The sequence below is a fragment of the Streptomyces sp. NPDC048002 genome, from assembly GCF_040653275.1.
Classification (GTDB): Bacteria; Actinomycetota; Actinomycetes; order Streptomycetales; family Streptomycetaceae; genus Streptomyces.
In genome coordinates this window covers 30,077-47,785 of the sequence record NZ_JBEZNL010000003.1, presented here as the reverse complement: position 1 = coordinate 47,785, position 17,709 = coordinate 30,077, and the positions used below count along the sequence as shown (strand labels likewise).

The 17,709-nt window shown below is 70.8% G+C and carries 13 protein-coding genes and 1 tRNA gene; 9 read left to right on the top strand and 5 right to left on the bottom strand.

The features are described 5' to 3' along the window. Positions 1-140 precede the first annotated feature (140 nt). The 3 genes from AB0E07_RS05990 to AB0E07_RS05980 form a co-directional block, all read right to left on the bottom strand. Positions 141-1,529, bottom strand: a complete 1,389-nt coding sequence (locus tag AB0E07_RS05990) for a class II 3-deoxy-7-phosphoheptulonate synthase (RefSeq protein ID WP_362246917.1) — start codon at positions 1,527-1,529, stop codon at positions 141-143. Positions 1,530-2,065: 536 nt separating this feature from the next. Further along, the gene (locus AB0E07_RS05985; protein ID WP_362246915.1) at positions 2,066-2,413 is read right to left on the bottom strand and encodes a LysR family transcriptional regulator; all 348 of its coding nucleotides are present in this window, start codon (positions 2,411-2,413) and stop codon (positions 2,066-2,068) included. A 49-nt stretch (positions 2,414-2,462) separates the two neighbouring features. After that, a complete protein-coding gene (locus AB0E07_RS05980; RefSeq protein ID WP_362246913.1) occupies positions 2,463-3,128 on the bottom strand; it encodes a ScbR family autoregulator-binding transcription factor in 666 nt (221 codons plus the stop codon). A 159-nt stretch (positions 3,129-3,287) separates the two neighbouring features. Between AB0E07_RS05980 and AB0E07_RS05975 the strand changes: the two genes are divergently transcribed. Next, positions 3,288-4,307, top strand: a complete 1,020-nt coding sequence (locus AB0E07_RS05975; RefSeq protein ID WP_362246911.1) for a ScbA/BarX family gamma-butyrolactone biosynthesis protein — start codon at positions 3,288-3,290, stop codon at positions 4,305-4,307. Positions 4,308-5,170: 863 nt separating this feature from the next. Here AB0E07_RS05975 and AB0E07_RS05970 read toward each other — a convergent pair. Further along, positions 5,171-5,935 carry an SDR family oxidoreductase gene (locus AB0E07_RS05970; RefSeq protein ID WP_362246909.1) on the bottom strand — a complete coding sequence of 255 codons (765 nt, stop codon included), beginning with the start codon at positions 5,933-5,935 and terminating at the stop codon, positions 5,171-5,173. A 126-nt stretch (positions 5,936-6,061) separates the two neighbouring features. Between AB0E07_RS05970 and AB0E07_RS05965 the strand changes: the two genes are divergently transcribed. Both AB0E07_RS05965 and AB0E07_RS05960 read left to right on the top strand, forming a co-directional pair. Beyond that, entirely contained in the window at positions 6,062-7,048 is a 987-nt protein-coding gene (locus AB0E07_RS05965) for an NAD(P)-dependent oxidoreductase (protein ID WP_362246906.1), read from the top strand. A gap of 374 nt (positions 7,049-7,422) precedes the next feature. Continuing rightward, the gene (locus AB0E07_RS05960; RefSeq protein ID WP_362246904.1) at positions 7,423-8,646 is read left to right on the top strand and encodes a beta-ketoacyl-[acyl-carrier-protein] synthase family protein; all 1,224 of its coding nucleotides are present in this window, start codon (positions 7,423-7,425) and stop codon (positions 8,644-8,646) included. A gap of 148 nt (positions 8,647-8,794) precedes the next feature. Here the strand turns inward: AB0E07_RS05960 and AB0E07_RS05955 are convergent. Further along, positions 8,795-8,878 (bottom strand) — tRNA-Leu (locus AB0E07_RS05955). Between the two features lie 462 nt (positions 8,879-9,340). Here AB0E07_RS05955 and AB0E07_RS05950 point away from each other — a divergent pair. From AB0E07_RS05950 to pknB, 6 genes are all read left to right on the top strand, one after another. Beyond that, positions 9,341-10,189, top strand: a complete 849-nt coding sequence (locus AB0E07_RS05950) for a DUF3662 and FHA domain-containing protein (RefSeq protein WP_362246902.1) — start codon at positions 9,341-9,343, stop codon at positions 10,187-10,189. A 10-nt stretch (positions 10,190-10,199) separates the two neighbouring features. Beyond that, positions 10,200-10,715 carry an FHA domain-containing protein gene (locus tag AB0E07_RS05945; protein WP_362246900.1) on the top strand — a complete coding sequence of 172 codons (516 nt, stop codon included), beginning with the start codon at positions 10,200-10,202 and terminating at the stop codon, positions 10,713-10,715. Positions 10,716-10,843: 128 nt separating this feature from the next. Next, positions 10,844-12,397 carry a Stp1/IreP family PP2C-type Ser/Thr phosphatase gene (locus tag AB0E07_RS05940; protein WP_362246898.1) on the top strand — a complete coding sequence of 518 codons (1,554 nt, stop codon included), beginning with the start codon at positions 10,844-10,846 and terminating at the stop codon, positions 12,395-12,397. A gap of 27 nt (positions 12,398-12,424) precedes the next feature. Then, a complete protein-coding gene (locus AB0E07_RS05935) occupies positions 12,425-13,864 on the top strand; it encodes an FtsW/RodA/SpoVE family cell cycle protein (protein ID WP_362246896.1) in 1,440 nt (479 codons plus the stop codon). Next, positions 13,861-15,333, top strand: coding sequence for a penicillin-binding transpeptidase domain-containing protein (locus AB0E07_RS05930; protein WP_362246894.1), 1,473 nt, complete (start codon positions 13,861-13,863; stop codon positions 15,331-15,333). Before AB0E07_RS05935 ends, AB0E07_RS05930 begins: the two co-directional genes overlap by 4 nt. Positions 15,334-15,504: 171 nt before the next feature. Continuing rightward, on the top strand, positions 15,505-17,508 hold the full coding sequence (gene pknB, locus AB0E07_RS05925) for a Stk1 family PASTA domain-containing Ser/Thr kinase (protein ID WP_362246892.1): 2,004 nt from the start codon (positions 15,505-15,507) through the stop codon (positions 17,506-17,508). The last annotated feature ends 201 nt before the right edge of the window (positions 17,509-17,709 follow it).

The following is a 17,709-nucleotide window of genomic DNA, read 5'->3' as shown; positions in this document are numbered from 1 at the left end:
AGCACCACCAGGGAAACATACCCGCATGCGGGTTTTCTACTTCGATCGAGAGTTTCGATGGATCGCGGAGCACGCGCCGGTGGGGCCGGGCCGACCCCGGCCCGGCCCCACCGCCCGGTGCGCGGAGGCGTCCGCGCCGGTCAGGCCGCCCGTGCGACGCGGGGGCCGACGGCGGCGGGCAGGTCGCGACCGGCGTACAACTCGGCCACCTGGAACGCGAGATCGAGCGCCTGGTAGCGGTTGAGACGGGGGTCGCAGGCCGTCTGGTAGCGCCGGTGCAGATCGGTCAGACCGACCGGATGGCCGCCGCCGACGCACTCGGTGACGTCGTCACCGGTCAGCTCGATGTGGATGCCGCCCGGGTGGGTGCCGAGCCCCCGGTGCGCCTCGAAGAAGCCGGCCACCTCGTCCAGTACGTCGTCGAAGTGCCGGGTCTTGTGGCCGCTGGCCGCCTCGAAGGTGTTGCCGTGCATCGGGTCGCAGATCCAGGCGACCGGGGCCTCGGCCTCGGCCGCCGCCTCCACCAGCGCGGGCAGCACGTCGCGCACCCGGTCGCGGCCCATCCGCGTGATGAACGACAGCCGGCCCGCCTCACGGGCGGGGTCGAGCCGGTCGATCAGCGCGAGCACCTCCTCACGGGTGGCGGTCGGGCCGAGCTTGACCGCGACGGGGTTGCGCACGGCGGCGGCGAACGCCACGTGCGCGTGGTCGAGCCGGCGGGTGCGCTCACCGATCCAGATCATGTGCCCGGAGACGTCGTAGGCGTGGCCGGTGCGGGAGTCGACGCGGGTGAGGGCGGACTCGTAGTCGAGCAGCAGCGCCTCGTGGCTGGAGAAGAACTCGGCGAGGTGGAACTCGCCGGGGTCGGCGCCGCAGGCGGCGAGGAAGGTCAGGGCGCGGTCGATCTCGCCGGCCAGGGCCTCGTAACGGGCGCCGACGGGGGAGTTGTTGACGAAGTCCCGGTTCCACTCGTGGACCTGGCGCAGGTCGCCGTAGCCGCCGGTGACGAAGGCCCGGATGAGGTTCAGGGTGGAGGCGGAGGCGTGGTACATGCGCTTGAGGCGCTCGGGGTCCGGGCGGCGGGCCTCGGCGGTGAACTCCTGTCCGTTGACGGCGTCGCCGCGGTAGACGGGCAGGGTGAGGTCGCCGCGGACCTCGACCGGCCGGGAGCGCGGCTTGGAGTACTGGCCGGCGATCCGGCCGATCTTCACGACCGGCACGGAGGTGGCGTAGGTGAGCACGGCGGCCATCTGCAACAGCGTCTTGACCTTGTCCCGCACCTGGTCGGCGGTGATCGCGTCGAAGGTCTCGGCGCAGTCGCCGCCCTGGAGCAGGAACGCCTCGCCCCGGGCCACCCGGGCGATGCGCTCGCGCAACTGGTCGCACTCCCCGGCGAAGACGAGCGGCGGGTAGGACTCGAGTTCTGCGAGCACGCCCTTGAGGGCGTCGGGGTCGGGCCAGTCGGGCTGCTGGGCGGCCGGGAGCAGACGCCAGGAATCCACGTCCGTCGTGCGCTGATCAGCGTTCATGTCGGGCTGAGCCTCACTCTTGTCCGGGCAGGGTGGTCGGTTCGCGGGTGCGGGGAAGAGGCGGGCACCGGGCCGCACGGCGGCCTGCGGGGCGCGGCCCGGGAGGTGCGGGATCGGCCCTCCCGCCACGGGGCGCTCCTCGCCGGGGGATTACGAGGAGGGCGCCGGTCGGCGGGAGGGCCGCGACTGGGGGCGGATGGTGTCCGGCCCGCCTGCGGCCCCGGACCCACCGCGATGCCCCGACTCTACGAACGCCTCCGGGCGACCGGTTGCCGCACCGCGCACCGGGTCTTGCCGAAACACGCGCGAACGGCGAAGGGCCCCGGAATTTCACATTCCGAGGCCCCGCACAACGATTTTTTCCGGCCAAACCAACTGCACGGAATATGAAATTCCACGCTTATAGCGCTAAGGGAAGACCAAGGAATAATCAATTCCGCCGCCGGTAGAGGATCTTCCGTTTCCCGGCCCCCCGATCGCGCCCCCAGCACCCCGCCCGCCGGGACCGGCCCCCCTTCCCCCTCCGCCGGCCCCCGCTACCCGCGCCGCGCACCGCCGAGCGGAATCCCGCGCACCACGGCCCGGCCGCCGCGGGCCCGCCGCACCGGCCCGGCACAGACCGCGCCCGGCTCCCCGGCCACCGCCCGCCGCCCCTCCTCGGCGGCGTCGATGATGATCCGGGCGTACGGCAGCAGCCGCGCGCCCGCCTCGGTCAGCGCCAACTGCCGTCGGCTGCGGTCGAACAGCGCCGCGCCGACCGACTCCTCCAGGTTCTGGATCTGCGCGGTGACCGTGGACTGCGCGTAGTTGAGCCTGCGCGCGGCCCGGGTGACGCTCAACTCGGCCGCCACCTCTCGAAATGCCCGTAACTGCTGGATCTGCACGTGCCGCTCCTTTCGGCGCGGCCCCGCCGGGACCGCCCCAGGACATGCCTCAGACGGCGCTGTGCAGCGCCGCCCCGCGCGCCAGCGTCCTGCCGCGGTCCGCGGTGATGCGGAGCCGGGCGTACACCTCGGGCGTCGCCACCGAACGGGCCATCAGGTCGTAGAGGACGGCCATCCGTTCCTCCACGTCCACCCGGTTGGTCATGATCTCCGACAGCAGCTGCACCCCCGTGAAGGCGCCGACCGCCGCCTCGGACAGGGCGGCGACCTCGACACCCGGGACCAGCTCACCCAGGTCGCGGGCATCCGTCAGCAGCTGGGTGCTGACCTCGATCCACGCCTGGTACGGCACCTTGCGGTCGATGACCTCGTGCCCGAGGTCCACCGCGAGCCGGATGCTGCCCTGGAGCATCCGGTCGAAGGTGAGCCGGTGCGCCACGACCAGCGCGACGTCCACCCACTCCTGGACCTTGGGCGCCCCGGCCTCCCGCGGCGGCGCGAAGTACCGGCTCTGCTCCGCCACCTGCTCGTCCAGTACGGCCTGGGCGAGTTCGGCCTTGGAGGTGAAGTGGAAGTAGAAGGCCCCCTTCGTCACACCGCACCGCTGGTAGACGTCCGAGATCCTCGTCGCGGAGTAGCCGCACTCCGCGAAGACCTGGCCGGCCGCTTCCAGAATCGCCTGGCGCGTCCTGATGGCTCGATCCTGCTGTGCCACCGGGCCCCCTTCGTTCGTCGTTGTTGATGATGAGCAGGAGCGGGTTCGTATGCGGAACGACCCGCTCTCATTGAAAAACATACCCGCATGCGCGTATCTTACCGGCGGGGTTGGAACCAGTCACCCGTCATGCACCTTCTCGTTCCAGAAGGAAGAGCAATGACCACCAACATTGGTATTCACAGGGGCCGACACCGCCACGGGGGGAAGAGCAGGCCGCTGTTTCCGGTCAGGCCGGTCACACCGGCGGCACCGGCCAGGCCGGTCGGCCCGCCACCCGCGGCGACGATCGACACCAGGCTCGTACACCGCGCGAAACGAAGGGACGTACTGCCCACCGGCATCACCAAGCTCGACGACACCCACTACACCGTCTCCACCGAGTGGCCCGCCGGCCACCGCCGTTTCACCGACACCGCGGGCAACTTCCTGCCCTCACTGGTCATCGAGAGCGTCCGCCAGGCCGTGATCCTGGTCGCCCACGACGGGCTCGGCGTACCGCTCGGCCACAAGTTCCTGGTCTCCGGCGCCCATCACCGCGTCGACCCGGGCCGACTGCTCGCCCCCGACGCGCCCGCCCGGCTCGACCTGGACGTCTCCGTCCACCAGCTCAGGCAGCGCCGCGGCGTCCCCGCCTCGCTCCAGGCCCGGGTGGTCCTGCGCGTGAACGGCGAGATCATAGGCACCGGCGGCGGCGACTGCTCGGTGATGACCCCCGAGGTCTACCGCCGACTGCGCCACGGCCGCACCGAGACCGCCTGGCCGCGCGCGCTCGCCGCACCCCTGCCCGCTCCCGTGCCACCGCACTCCGTCGGCCGGACCCACGCCCACGACGTGGTCCTGGCCCCGGGTGACCGCACCGGGGAGTGGCTGCTGCGGGCGGACGTGTCGAACGAGTTGATGTTCGACCACCCCAACGACCACCTGCCCGCCATGGTCCTCCTCGACGCCGCCCAGCAGGCCGCGCACACCCTCTTCGGAGCACGCCCCTTCCGGCCCTCGTCCTGCGAGGTCTCCTGCTCCCGCTACGTCGAGTTCGACACACCCTGCACCGTGCGCACCGACCTCAAGGACGAGGCCGGCCACGGATACGTCCTGTCCGTCACCGGGCACCAGGGCGGCGAGCAGGTCTTCGAGATCATCTTCCGCGAGGGCGGCCGGGCGGCAGGGCCTCGCTGAACGCCCCGCCGGCCGCACGGTGCCGGACCGCCCCGGGACCACGGCTCCACCGTGGCCGGCCGCGCGGCTCCCCGCACCCATCGGCCGCAGGGCCGCACCACCACCTGCTCCACCACCCGATCCGCCATCCGCTCCACCGGGTCCGTCCGGGCCCCCGGTCATCCGCCGCACCGCCCCGGCAACGACGCCCGGCACCCCGCGGCACCGCGACCTAGTAGGCGCACAGCCTGCTCCCGCATCGCGCCGGACCGGCCGCGGCCGCACGGCCCGCCCCCGGACATCGCCCCCGGGACGATCCGCCACCCGCACCCGGGCGTTCGCGCCGCCCGAGCCGCACGTCCGTGCCCCGGCACCGGTCCCGCGGCACGTGGCCCTCGCGCGCCGGATCCTCCTCGGCGTGACCTCGCCGGCAGCCGTCCATCCACCCTCACCCACCCTTCTCACCGCCGTCCCGCCCCGGGCCGCAGACACCGGCCCCGCGACCGAACCCACCTCAGGACACCCACTTCAGAACATTCGCCTCAAAACACCCACCTCAGGACCCACTTCAGGACCCCACGGCCGCCGAACCCGGCCGTCCGACCCGAACCCGCACCCGATCCCCGGCCCCGTCCCGGGTCCGCCGTGCCCTGCGCGGCGGACCGGGCGGGCGGGATCCCGCCCTCACCGGGCACCGCTTCTCGTTCCGTCCCCGTCCAGGAGCCCGTCCCATGACCCGCACCGACGGAGCCCGCACGGCACGACCTGCCACCGCGGCACCTCCGATCCGGCCCGAGCACCGCACCCGCCGTCCCCCACTCAGCCATCCCCGCCGTCCCCCACTCCTCCGTCCCCGCCGGCCCCGCCGTCCGCTCTCCCTCCGCTCACCGCACCGTCCACCCGCCGTCCACCGGCACCGTCGCGCCGACGACGAACGAGGCGCGGTCACTGCACAGCCAGGCCGCCGCCTCGGCGATCTCCTCCGGCCCGGCGATCCTCGGCACCAGAGCCGCCCGCACCAGTTCCTCCTCCACTCCGGGGACGGCCGCCATCCACGCCTCGGTCATCTCACTGCGGGTCGCCCCGGGAAGAATCACATTGACCCGGATTCCACGCGCCGCGTATTCCGCGGCCGCCGCTTTGGTCAATCCGACGACGGCATGCTTGGCGGCGATATAGGGGGCGGCTACCGGAGTCGCCACCATTCCCGCCGTACTGCTGGTGTTCACAATGGATCCACCTCCTTCGAGCATGGCCGTGATCTCATACCTGAGGCAGTTCCACATTCCGCGGACATTGACCTCCATCACGGTGTCGTAGACCTCGTCGCTCATCAGATGCAGGGGTGTCCCCTCGGCCCCGACGCCGGCGTTGTTGAACGCCGCGTCGAGTCTCCCGAACCGCTCCACCGCCCGAGCGACACCCTCTCTGACCTGCTCGCTCACCGAAACGTCGACCACCACGTACTGGGCCCGGAATCCCTCCTCGCGCAGTTCGTCGACGAGCGCCGAAAGCCGTTCCTCGCGGCGGGCGGCCAGTGTGACCGACGCCCCCTCCCGGCAGAAGACCCGGGCCGCGGCAGCTCCGATTCCACTGCTGGCACCGGTGATGAACGCATGCTTTCCGTGCAGAAGTCCGCCGTACCGCATGGCCTCACATTCCCCCTGGACCGAGTCCACGATTCGCGCCCCACTCTTATCCGGCTCGAATACTCTCCCGTGCCGCACTGCCCGCCCCGACCCCTTTTCCCGAGACCCGATCGGAAAGAAACCCACATGGCACCGACACGACGGATACTCATCACCGGCGGGACCGGCTTCGTGGGCTCCCACGTCACCGAACTGCTCACCACCGGCACCGATCCCGCCGACGCACCGCGCATCCGCCTCCTGGTCCACCACCGCGCCCCCGCCGCCCACGACCCGCACCGGGTGGAGGTCCACCGCGGCTCCCTCACCGACCCGCGCTCACTGCGCGGGGTGTGCGACGGCGTCGACACCGTCCTGCACCTGGCCTCGCTGATCGGCGCCGGCCCCGAGGACTGCGCGGCCGTCAACGACACCGGCACCGGGGCCCTGCTGGCCGAGGCCGCCCGCGCGGGCGTCGAACGGATCGTCCAGCTGGGCACGACGGCCGTGTACCGGGACCGGCCGGCGACCGGGGCCAGGGAAGGCGAACCCGAACTCGGCCCCGCCTCGCCGACGAGCGTCAGCAGGCTCGCCGGGGAGCGGCGCGTCCTCGCCGCCGGCGGCCTGGTCCTGCGCCCGCACCTGGTGTACGGCCCCGGAGACATCTGGGTCGTCCCGGCCCTGGTGGACCTCCTCACCGCCTTCCCCCACTGGATCGACGACGGACGCGCCCGCACGTCCGTGATCGGTGTGCACGAACTGGCCCGGGTCGTCGCCGCGCTGGCCGTACGGCCCGAACTGCCGCGCGGCGCGGTCCTGCACGCCTCCCGGCCCGAGCCGGTCACCGCGCGGCACCTGATCGAGGAGGTCTGCCGCGCGCTGCGGCTCGCCCCGCCCCGGGACGGGGTGACCTACGAACAGGCCGCCGCCCTGACCGGCGCCGACCGGGACCCGCAGGTCCGCAGGCATCTGTCGTTGCTGGCGGTCGACCACTGGTACGACAGCTCCCGTCTGTGGCAGTTGCTCGACACGGCCCCCGCGAACGACTTCGCCCGCGACTTCGCCGCCGGTGCCGCCTGGTACCGGTCGCTCCTCGCCCGCCGCACGGACGGCGAGCTGTTCCCCACGAGGTGACGACCGGCACCGGTACACCCGACCGCGCACCGGACCGTCCCCGGCCCGACGGGGCACCGCCGCACCGTTGCTCACGCTAGGCGACCGGACGGTGACTCGATCGCCGGGCCGCGCACGCACTGTGGCAGATCCGCGCACACCGGCGAGGGCCCCGGAACGCCGACTTGACCTGCCCGATCCGATGCCGCGTTCACGCAGGATCCCTGGCCCGTTCGCGACCCACGGGCCCACCCGGAGCACTCCCCCGCCAGGGTGGAGGGACCGGGGACCCGACGCGGCCACCACCGGCCCCGCCCGATCCGAATCCGCATCCAAATCCGCACCCGCACCCGCACCCGCACCCGCACCCGCACCCGCACCCGAGGAGAGTTGAGATGGCCCCGCACACTGACGACGTACTGGTGACGGGTGTCGGTGCGCTGACGCCACTGGGCGCGAGCGCCGACGCCTCCTGGGAAGCCCTGCTGGCCGGCCGTTCCGGCATCCGCGACCTGGGCGCCGACTGGCCGGCCGAGCTGCCGGTGCGCATCGGCGGCACCGTCGACGCCGATCCGGCCGAGGAGATCGGCCGCGTCAAGGCCCGCAAGCTGGACCGCGGCGAGCAGCTGGCCGTCCTCGCCGCCCGCGAGGCGTGGCAGGACGCGGGCAGCCCGCAGGTGGAGCCGGAGCGGCTGGCCGTGGCCGTCGGCACCGGCATCGGCGGCGTCCTGACCTCCCTCGGCCAGTACGACCTCTACAACAGCTCCGGCATGCGGCGCCTGTCCCCGTACGCGGTGCCCATGCTCATGCCCAACGGCCCCGCCGCCTGGGTCTCCATGGAGCTGGGCGCCCGGGCCGGCGCCCGCGCCCCCGTGAGCGCCTGCGCCTCCGGCGCGGAGTCGATCGCCCTGGGCCTGGACCTGATCCGGGCGGGCCGCGCGGACGTGGTGGTCGCCGGCGGCACCGAGGCCACCGTGTTCCCGTTCATGGTCGCCGCGTTCGGGCAGATGAAGGCCCTGTCCGTGCGGGACGGCGACCCGGCCGCGGTGTCCCGCCCCTTCGACGCGGCCCGCTCCGGGTTCGTGATCGCCGAGGGCGCCGCCCTCGTCGTCCTGGAACGCGCCGGGTTCGCCCGCGCCCGCGGCGCCCGCGTCTACGGCGCCCTCGCCGGCGCCGCCGTGCACTCCAGCGCCCACCACATCACCGCCTCCGACGCGGAGGGCCAGGTGCAGGCGATGCGCACCGCGCTGGCCGACGCGGGCGTCGAGGCCCGCGACATCGGGCACGTCCACGCGCACGCCACCTCCACCCCGAGCGGCGACCTGGCGGAGGCGGAGGCGCTGGCGAAGATCGTCGGCGAGGGTGCCGCGGTCACCGCCACCAAGTCCATGACCGGTCACATGCTCGGCGCCTCGGGCGCGTTCGGCGCCCTGTCGACCCTGCTCTCCCTGCACCACGGGATCGTCCCGGCCGTCCGCAACCTCGACGAGCAGGACCCCGAGGTCCGCCTCGACGTGGTCCGCGGCGAGAACCGCACCGGCACCTGGGACGCGGCGCTCGCCAACTCCTTCGGCTTCGGCGGCCACAACGTCAGCCTGGTGATGAAGCACGCGTCCTGACCCGCCCCACCCCCGGTGAGACGGACGTCACACCACCGGGAAAATCACATCACGAGGACCGGTCCGGGGTCCTCCGGAAGCCCTCCGGAGGACCCCGGGACACAGCGGAACGGCCGGCATCGTGATCGATGCCGGCCGTTCCGAGTTGTGCGCGAGGGGGGAGTTGAACCCCCACGCCCTTGCGGGCACTGGAACCTGAATCCAGCGCGTCTGCCTATTCCGCCACCCGCGCATTGGGTGTGTCCTCGGGCTCCGTTCCTTTCGGCGCGGCGCCTTCCGACATGCAGAACATTAGCACGGGGTCCAGGGTGGGTTCACATCCCTTCTTCCGGGGCAGCCGCCCCCCAGAACCGGTGCCACCGGTGCCCGGTACCCACGTATCAAGGTGTGCTTGTTCACGTATCAACCTCGTACCGGTCCGGCCCCCGGGCCCCGGAGCCGGTCCAGGTCCACAGTCAGGTGCGGGACACTGGTCTGCGGCCGCCTCTACGATCCTTGGCAGGACCGCGTCCGAGAAGGGTTCGAGGACGCGCTCCACAGGGAACTTCGTCAGGCGTCGACACCGGTCGGCCCGTGCCGACAGGGGGAACCAGCCGATTCACCGGCGCGTGGATACGATCAGTAAGCAGTACCAGGCAAGGCAACACCCGCGACGCGGGACGCAGGACGCAGACAGCTACGGAGGAGGTGCCCCATGGGAGTCCTGAAGAAGTTCGAGCAGCGTCTCGAAGGTCTGGTCAACGGCACGTTCGCCAAGGTGTTCAAGTCCGAGGTCCAGCCCGTGGAGATCGCCGGCGCGCTCCAGCGCGAGTGCGACAACAACGCCACCATCTGGAACCGCGACCGCACGGTCGTCCCCAACGACTTCATCGTGGAACTCAGCGCACCCGACTTCGAGCGCCTGAGCCCCTACTCCGGACAGCTCGGCGACGAGCTCGCCGGCATGGTCCGCGACTACGCCAAGCAGCAGCGCTACAGCTTCATGGGACCCATCAAGGTCCACCTGGAGAAGGCCGACGACCTCGACACCGGCCTGTACCGCGTCCGCAGCCGCACCCTGGCCGGCTCCACCGATCAGCAGTCCGCGGCCCCCGCGGGCCGGCCCGGCGGCCACGGCTTCCCGCCCGCCGCCGCACCGGCCGCACCCGCGGGACCCCCGCCCATGCCGAGCGCACCGCCCCCCGGCGGCGCCCGCCCCGGCGGCTACGGCTACCCGCAGCCCGCCGGCAACCAGCGGCCCACGGCACCCGCGGCCGGCAACCGCACCCGCTACTGGATCGAGATCAACGGCACCCGCCATCAGATCTCCCGCGCGACACTCGTGCTGGGCCGCAGCACCGAGGCCGACGTGCGGATCGACGACCCCGGCGTCTCCCGCCGGCACTGTGAGATCCGGACCGGAACGCCCTCGACGATCCAGGATCTCGGGTCCACCAACGGCATCGTGGTGGACGGGCAGCACACCACCCGCGCTACGCTCCGCGACGGCTCGCGGATCGTCGTGGGCAACACCACCGTTATCTATAGGCAAGCCGAAGGGTGAAGCGGGGGCAATGTCAGAGCTGACCCTCACGGTCATGCGGCTGGGTTTCCTGGCCGTCCTGTGGCTGTTCGTGATCGTGGCCGTGCAGGTCATCCGCAGCGACCTGTTCGGAACGCGCGTCACACAGCGCGGATCGCGCCGGGAAGCGAACCGGCCGCAGCAGGCGGCCCGGCAGGCCGCGCCGCCGCAACAGCGCCAGCAGGCCGGCGGGGGCGGCCGGCAGCGCCGCAACGCCCCCAGCAAGCTCGTGGTCTCCGAAGGCACCCTCACCGGCACCACGGTCGCGCTCCAGGGCCAGACCATCACCCTGGGCCGGGCGCACGACAGCACGATCGTGCTGGACGACGACTACGCCTCCAGCCGTCATGCCAGGATCTACCCGGACCGCGACGGCCAGTGGATCGTCGAGGACCTCGGATCCACCAACGGCACGTACCTCGACCGAACGCGGCTGACGACCCCCACACCGATTCCGCTGGGCGCGCCGATCCGCATCGGCAAGACCGTCATCGAGCTGCGGAAGTAGTGCTACATCATGATTAGGCGCGAGCGGAGCGAGCACGCCGAGGAGGCCCCCACGACGGGCCCCGGCGCGCTCCCGACCGGAGGGTGGGCACCGTGCGGATGTACCCGGAGCCGACGGGCGAGGTGCGCATGAGTCTGTCACTGCGCTTCGCCGCCGGATCGCACAAGGGCATGATCCGAGAGGGCAACGAGGACTCCGGATACGCCGGACCCCGCCTTCTCGCCATCGCCGACGGCATGGGCGGCGCCGCCGCCGGCGAGGTCGCCTCCTCCGAGGCCATCTCCACGATCGTCGCCCTCGACGACGACGTCCCCGGATCCGACATCCTCACCTCGCTCGGCACCGCCGTGCAGCGCGCCAACGACCAGTTGCGCTCCATGGTCGAGGAGGACCCCCAGCTGGAGGGCATGGGCACCACGCTCACCGCCCTGCTCTGGACCGGCCAGCGCCTCGGCCTCGTCCACGTCGGCGACTCCCGCGCCTACCTGCTGCGCGACGGCGTCCTCACCCAGATCACCCAGGACCACACCTGGGTGCAGCGCCTGGTCGACGAGGGCCGGATCACCGAGGAAGAGGCCACCACCCACCCGCAGCGCTCCCTGCTGATGCGGGCCCTGGGGAGCGGCGACCACGTCGAACCCGACCTCTCCATCCGCGAAGTCCGCGCCGGCGACCGCTACTTGATCTGCTCCGACGGCCTCTCCGGCGTCGTGTCCCACCAGACCCTGGAGGACACCCTCGCCAGCTACCAGGGCCCCCAGGAGACCGTGCAGGAGCTGATCCAGCTCGCGCTGCGCGGCGGCGGCCCCGACAACATCACCGTGATCGTCGCGGACGTCCTCGACCTGGACACCGGCGACACCCTCGCCGGGCAGATCTCCGACCAGCCCGTCGTCGTCGGCGCCGTCGCCGAGAACCAGCACCAGCTCCACGACAACGGCATCATGCAGACCCCCGCCGGACGGGCCTCCGGGCTCGGCCGCCAGGTCCCCGGACAGGGCGGCGGCGGCGAGTTCGGCCCGCCCGGCTCCGGCGACGTCACCGGCTACATCGACACCGCCGGCTTCGGCAGCTACGGCGACGACGACTTCGTCAAGCCCCGCAAGGGCCGCAAGTGGCTGAAGAGATCCTTCTACTCCGTGCTCGCGCTCGCCGTCATCGGCGGCGGACTCTACGGCGGCTGGCGCTGGACGCAGACCCAGTACTACGTCGGCGCCAACGGCGAACACGTAGCCCTGTACCGCGGCATCAGCCAGGACCTCGCCTGGGTCTCGCTCTCGGACGTGGAGAAGGACCACCCCGAGATCGAACTCAAGTACCTACCGCCGTACCAGCAGGAGCTGGTCGAGGCGACGATCGCCGAAGGCGGACTGAAGTCCGCCCAGGAGAAGATCGACGAACTCGCCCTCCAGGCCTCCGCGTGCAAGAAGCAGTCGGAACGGCAGCAGGCCGAGAGCGAGCAGAACTCCAAGACCGGCGAGGGCGAGGCCGGAGGCGTCACGGGAACCACCCGTACCGCTCTCACGTCCAAGGCGTCACCGACACCGAACGCGTCGGAGAAGCCCTCGGGCTCCCCGTCGACCTCCCCGTCCCCGTCCACCACGACCGCACCCACTCCCAGCGCCGGCCCCACACTCTCGGAGGAAGAGCAGAAGGTCGTATCGAAGTGCGGTACGCAGTAGGCAAGCCGTGAGAGGCCCCGTCACACGATGAGCAGTACTTCCAACACGCCGACGCACCACACGTCCACGATCGGCTCCATCGGCGCACCGAGCCGACGCAACACCGAGCTCGCACTGCTGGTGTTCGCCGTCGTCATCCCCGTCTTCGCCTACGCCAACGTCGGTCTGGCGCTCGACGAGGAAGTGCCCGCCGGTCTGCTGAGCTACGGCCTGGGCCTCGGTCTGCTCGCAGGCATCGGGCACCTCGTCGTACGGAAGTTCGCCCCGTACGCGGACCCCCTGCTGCTGCCGCTCGCGACGCTCCTGAACGGACTCGGCCTGGTCGCCATCTGGCGGCTCGACCAGTCACCGCTGCTCCAGTCCATCGGACAGGCGGGCAGCGCCGCGCCACGGCAGCTGATGTACACGGCGCTGGGCATCGCGCTCTTCGTGGCAGTACTGATCTTCCTGAAGGACCACCGCGTCCTTCAGCGCTACACGTACATCTCCATGGTCGGCGCGCTCGTCCTGCTGCTGCTCCCGCTGGTGCCGGGCCTCGGCAAGAATCTCTACGGTGCCAAGATCTGGATCTCCGTCGCCGGCTTCTCCATCCAGCCCGGCGAGTTCGCCAAGATCGTCCTTGCGGTGTTCTTCGCCGGCTATCTGATGGTCAAGCGGGACGCGCTCGCCCTCGCAAGCCGCCGCGTCATGGGCCTGTACCTGCCGCGCGGCCGCGATCTCGGCCCGATCATCGTCGTCTGGATGATCTCCATCCTCATCCTGGTCTTCGAGACCGACCTCGGTACCTCGCTGCTCTTCTTCGGCATGTTCGTGATCATGCTGTACGTCGCCACCGAGCGAACCAGCTGGATCGTCTTCGGTCTGCTGATGTCCGCAGTGGGCGCCGTCGGCGTGGCGAGCTTCGAACCGCACATCCAACAGCGCGTGGACGCCTGGCTCGACCCGATGCGCGAGTACACGCTCTCCCGCCAGGGCGTGGCCGGCCACTCCGAGCAGGCCATGCAGGCCCTCTGGGCGTTCGGCTCGGGCGGCACCATGGGCACCGGCTGGGGCCAGGGCCACTCCGAGCTGATCCGCTTCGCCGCCAACTCCGACTTCATCCTCGCCACGTTCGGCGAGGAACTCGGCCTGGCCGGCGTCATGGCCATCCTCGTGATCTACGCCCTGATCGTGGAGCGCGGCGTGCGCACCTCTCTCGCCGCCCGTGACCCCTTCGGCAAGCTGCTCGCCATCGGCCTGTCCGGCGCCTTCGCACTCCAGGTCTTCGTCGTCGCGGGCGGTGTCATGGGCCTCATCCCGCTGACCGGTATGACGATGCCCTTCCTGGCCTCCGGCGGCTCCTCCGTCATCGCCAACTGGGCCCTCATCGGCATTCTGATCAGAATCAGCGACACCGCGCGCAGGCCCGCCCCAGCCCCCGCACCCAACCCCGACGCCGAGATGACCCAGGTGGTCCGCCCGTCATGAACAAGCCCCTGCGCCGGATCGCGCTCTTCTGCGGACTGCTGATCCTCACGCTGCTGCTGCGCGACAACTACCTGCAGTACGTCAAGGCCGACGAGCTCGCCTCCGACACCGAGAACCGCCGGGTCAACATCGAGCGGTACGCCACCCCGCGCGGCAACATCATCGTCGACGGCAAGGCCATCACTGGCTCGAAGGAAGCCAAGAGCGGCGACTACAAGTACAAGCGAACCTGGACGAACGGCGCCATGTGGGCGCCCGTCACCGGCTACTCCTCGCAGGCCTTCGGCGCCAACCAGCTGGAGAAGCTGGAGGACGGCATCCTCACCGGCAACGACGACCGGCTGTTCTTCCGCAACACCCTCGACATGATCACGGGCAAGCCGAAGGAGGGCGGCAGCGTCGTCACCACCCTCAACGCCGCCGCTCAGAAGGCCGCATACGAGGCCCTCGGTGACAAGAAGGGCGCCGTCGCCGCGATCGACCCGGCCACGGGCAAGATCCTCGCGCTGGTCTCCACGCCGTCCTACGACCCCTCCAAGTTCGCCGGGACCTCCGACAAGGACGCCGAGGCATGGAAGGCCGTCCAGAAGGCGAACAACCCCGACGACCCGATGCTGAACCGGGCGCTGCGCGAGACCTACCCGCCGGGCTCCACCTTCAAGGTGGTCACCGCCGCCGCCGCGCTGGAGAACGGCGAGGTCTCCGGCATCGACGACAAGACCGACACCCCCGACCCGTACACGCTGCCGGGCGTCCAGACCAAGCTCACCAACGAGCACGGCGTGTGTAAGAACGCCAGCCTGAAGTACGCACTCATGGTGTCCTGCAACACCGTCTTCGCGAAGATGGCCGACAACGTCGGCAACGAGAAGATGATCGAGCAGGCGGAGAAGTTCGGCTACAACAACCCCGAGCTGGACACCCCGGTCCGCGCCGCAGAGAGCGTCTACCCCGAGGACAACGCGCCGCAGAACGCCATGGACGGCATCGGCCAGGCATCCAACCGGGCCACCCCGCTACAGATGGCCATGGTCGCCTCGGCGGTGGCCAACGACGGCAAGCTGATGAAGCCGTACATGGTCGACCAGCTGAAGGCCGCGAACCTCGACACCATCGAGACGACCGACCCGCAGGAGCTGTCCCAGGCCGTCTCCTCCGAGACCGCCCAGAAGCTCCAGGACATGATGGAGACCGTCGTCAACGACCCCCAGGGCACCGGCGGCAACGCGAAGATCGACGGCGTCACGGTCGGCGGCAAGACCGGTACCGCCCAGCACGGCCTGAACAACAGCGAGAAGCCGTACGCCTGGTTCATCTCCTACGCCAAGCTGTCCGACGGCAGCTCGCCCGTGGCCGTGGCCGTGGTCGTCGAGGACGGCTCGGCCAACCGCGACGACATCAGCGGTGGCGGCCTCGCGGCCCCGATCGCGAGGGACGTGATGAAGGCAGTCATCGACAGCAACAAGTGACCCCGATCACGTCCCCTTCACATCGGTGCACGTTGCGATACCGGTCCTGTATCGGGTGACGGGCTTGGCCAGGTCACACAGAGCGAGCCGGGTACGGTAGGCCCGGACGGCAGCCTCCGAACCATACGAACGTACGGATCGGGACCGACGGAGAGGGCTGGTAGGTAGCTTATGGAAGAGCCGCGTCGCCTCGGCGGCCGGTACGAGCTGGGCCAGGTGCTCGGCCGTGGTGGCATGGCGGAGGTCTACCTCGCGCATGACCAGCGCCTCGGCCGCACCGTGGCGGTGAAGACGCTGCGCGCGGACCTCGCGCGCGACCCGTCCTTCCAGGCCCGCTTCCGCCGGGAGGCCCAGTCGGCCGCCTCGCTCAACCACCCCGCGATCGTCGCGGTCTACGACACGGGCGAGGACTACATCGGTGATGTGTCGATCCCGTACATCGTGATGGAGTACGTGGACGGCTCCACCCTGCGTGAGCTTCTGCACAGCGGCCGCAAGCTGCTGCCGGAACGCTCCATGGAGATGACCATCGGGATCCTCCAGGCCCTGGAGTACTCGCACCGCAACGGCATCGTCCACCGCGACATCAAGCCGGCCAACGTCATGCTGACGCGCAACGGCCAGGTCAAGGTCATGGATTTCGGCATCGCCCGCGCCATGGGCGACTCCGGGATGACGATGACGCAGACCTCCGCCGTCATCGGCACCGCCCAGTACCTCTCCCCGGAGCAGGCCAAGGGCGAGCAGGTCGACGCGCGGTCCGACCTGTACTCCACCGGCTGTCTGCTCTACGAACTGCTGACGGTACGGCCGCCGTTCGTCGGCGACTCCCCGGTGGCCGTCGCGTACCAGCACGTCCGCGAGGAGGCCCAGCCCCCCTCGGTCTTCGACCCCGAGATCACGCCCGAGATGGACGCCATCGTCCTGAAGGCACTGGTCAAGGACCCCAACTACCGCTACCAGTCCGCCGACGAGATGCGCGTCGACATCGAGGCCTGCCTCGACGGCCAGCCCGTCGCGGCCACGGCGGCCATGGGCTCGGTCGGCTACGGCGGCTACGGCAACGACCAGCCGACCACCGCCCTGCGCTCGGCGGACGCCGGCGCCACCTCGATGCTGCCGCCGATGAACCCCGACGACGGCGGATTCGGCTACGACGACCGCCCGGACCGCCGCCGCCAGAAGAAGTCGAACACCTCGACGATCCTGCTGGCCGTCGCAGCGGTCCTCGTCCTGGTCGGCGCCATCCTCATCGGCAAGTGGATCTTCGACGGGGACGGAGTGGCCAACACCACCACCACCGCCCCGTCCCTGGAGGGCCTCACCCTCAAGGAGGCGGAGAGACTCGCCGACAACGCCGAGGTGAAACTGGCCAGCACCGAGAAGCCCTGCGAGGACCAGCCCAAGGGCAAGATCTGCTCGCAGGACCCCGCGGCCAACACCGACGTCGAGAAGAACTCCACGATCAACGTCGTGGTCTCGACGGGCGCGCCCAAGGTCGCGGTGCCCAGTGTCCTCGGCGACGACTTCGACGACGCCAAGTCCACCCTGGAGGGCGACAAGTACGAGTTCGAGGTCAAGAAGGTCGTGGAGGTGTCCTCGGAGCCCGAGGGCACGGTCACGGCCCAGGACCCCGAACTCGGCGAGGAGGTCGAGAAGGGCTCCACGATCACCCTCACCGTCGCCAAGGCGGAGGAGAAGTCCACGGTGCCCGACGTCCTCGGCTCCACCTGCGACGAGGCCAAGGCCCGCATGACGGAGAACGGCCTCGTCGGCGAGTGCAGCGAGGTCGACACCCAGGACGCCAACCAGGTCGGCAAGGTCATCCAGACCACCCCGTCCGCGGGCCAGGAGGCCGACCCCGGCTCCAAGGTCAACATCCAGGTCGGCAAGCAGGCCAACGAGCAGGTCCAGGTCCCCCAGATCCAGGGCCAGAAGCTCAAGGACGCCAAGAACGCGCTCACGCAGGCGGGCCTGGTCGTCGGCACCATCACCGGCTCCCAGGACGACAACGCCACCGTCTTCAACTCCGACCCCGCCCCCGGCAGCACGGTCAACAAGGGCCAGACGGTCAACCTCGTGGCCCTCGCCGGCAACGGCGGAGGCAACGGCGGAAACGACGACGGCGGAATCTTCGGCGGCGTCAACGGCGTGGCCCACCGCACGGAGAACTGACCCACCGCACCCCGACGAAGAGTCCCGGAACCTCACGGTCCCGGGACTCTTCCGCTGTTCAACGCCCTGATCGAGACCTCGGGCGAACACCGCCGGGAGATGATCGCCCTCCGCGCCGGAGTCATGGCCGCCATGGACGCCATGAACGGACGCGAGTTCGAACAGCACATCGCCGACCTGACGTAGCCGCGCCCAAAGCAC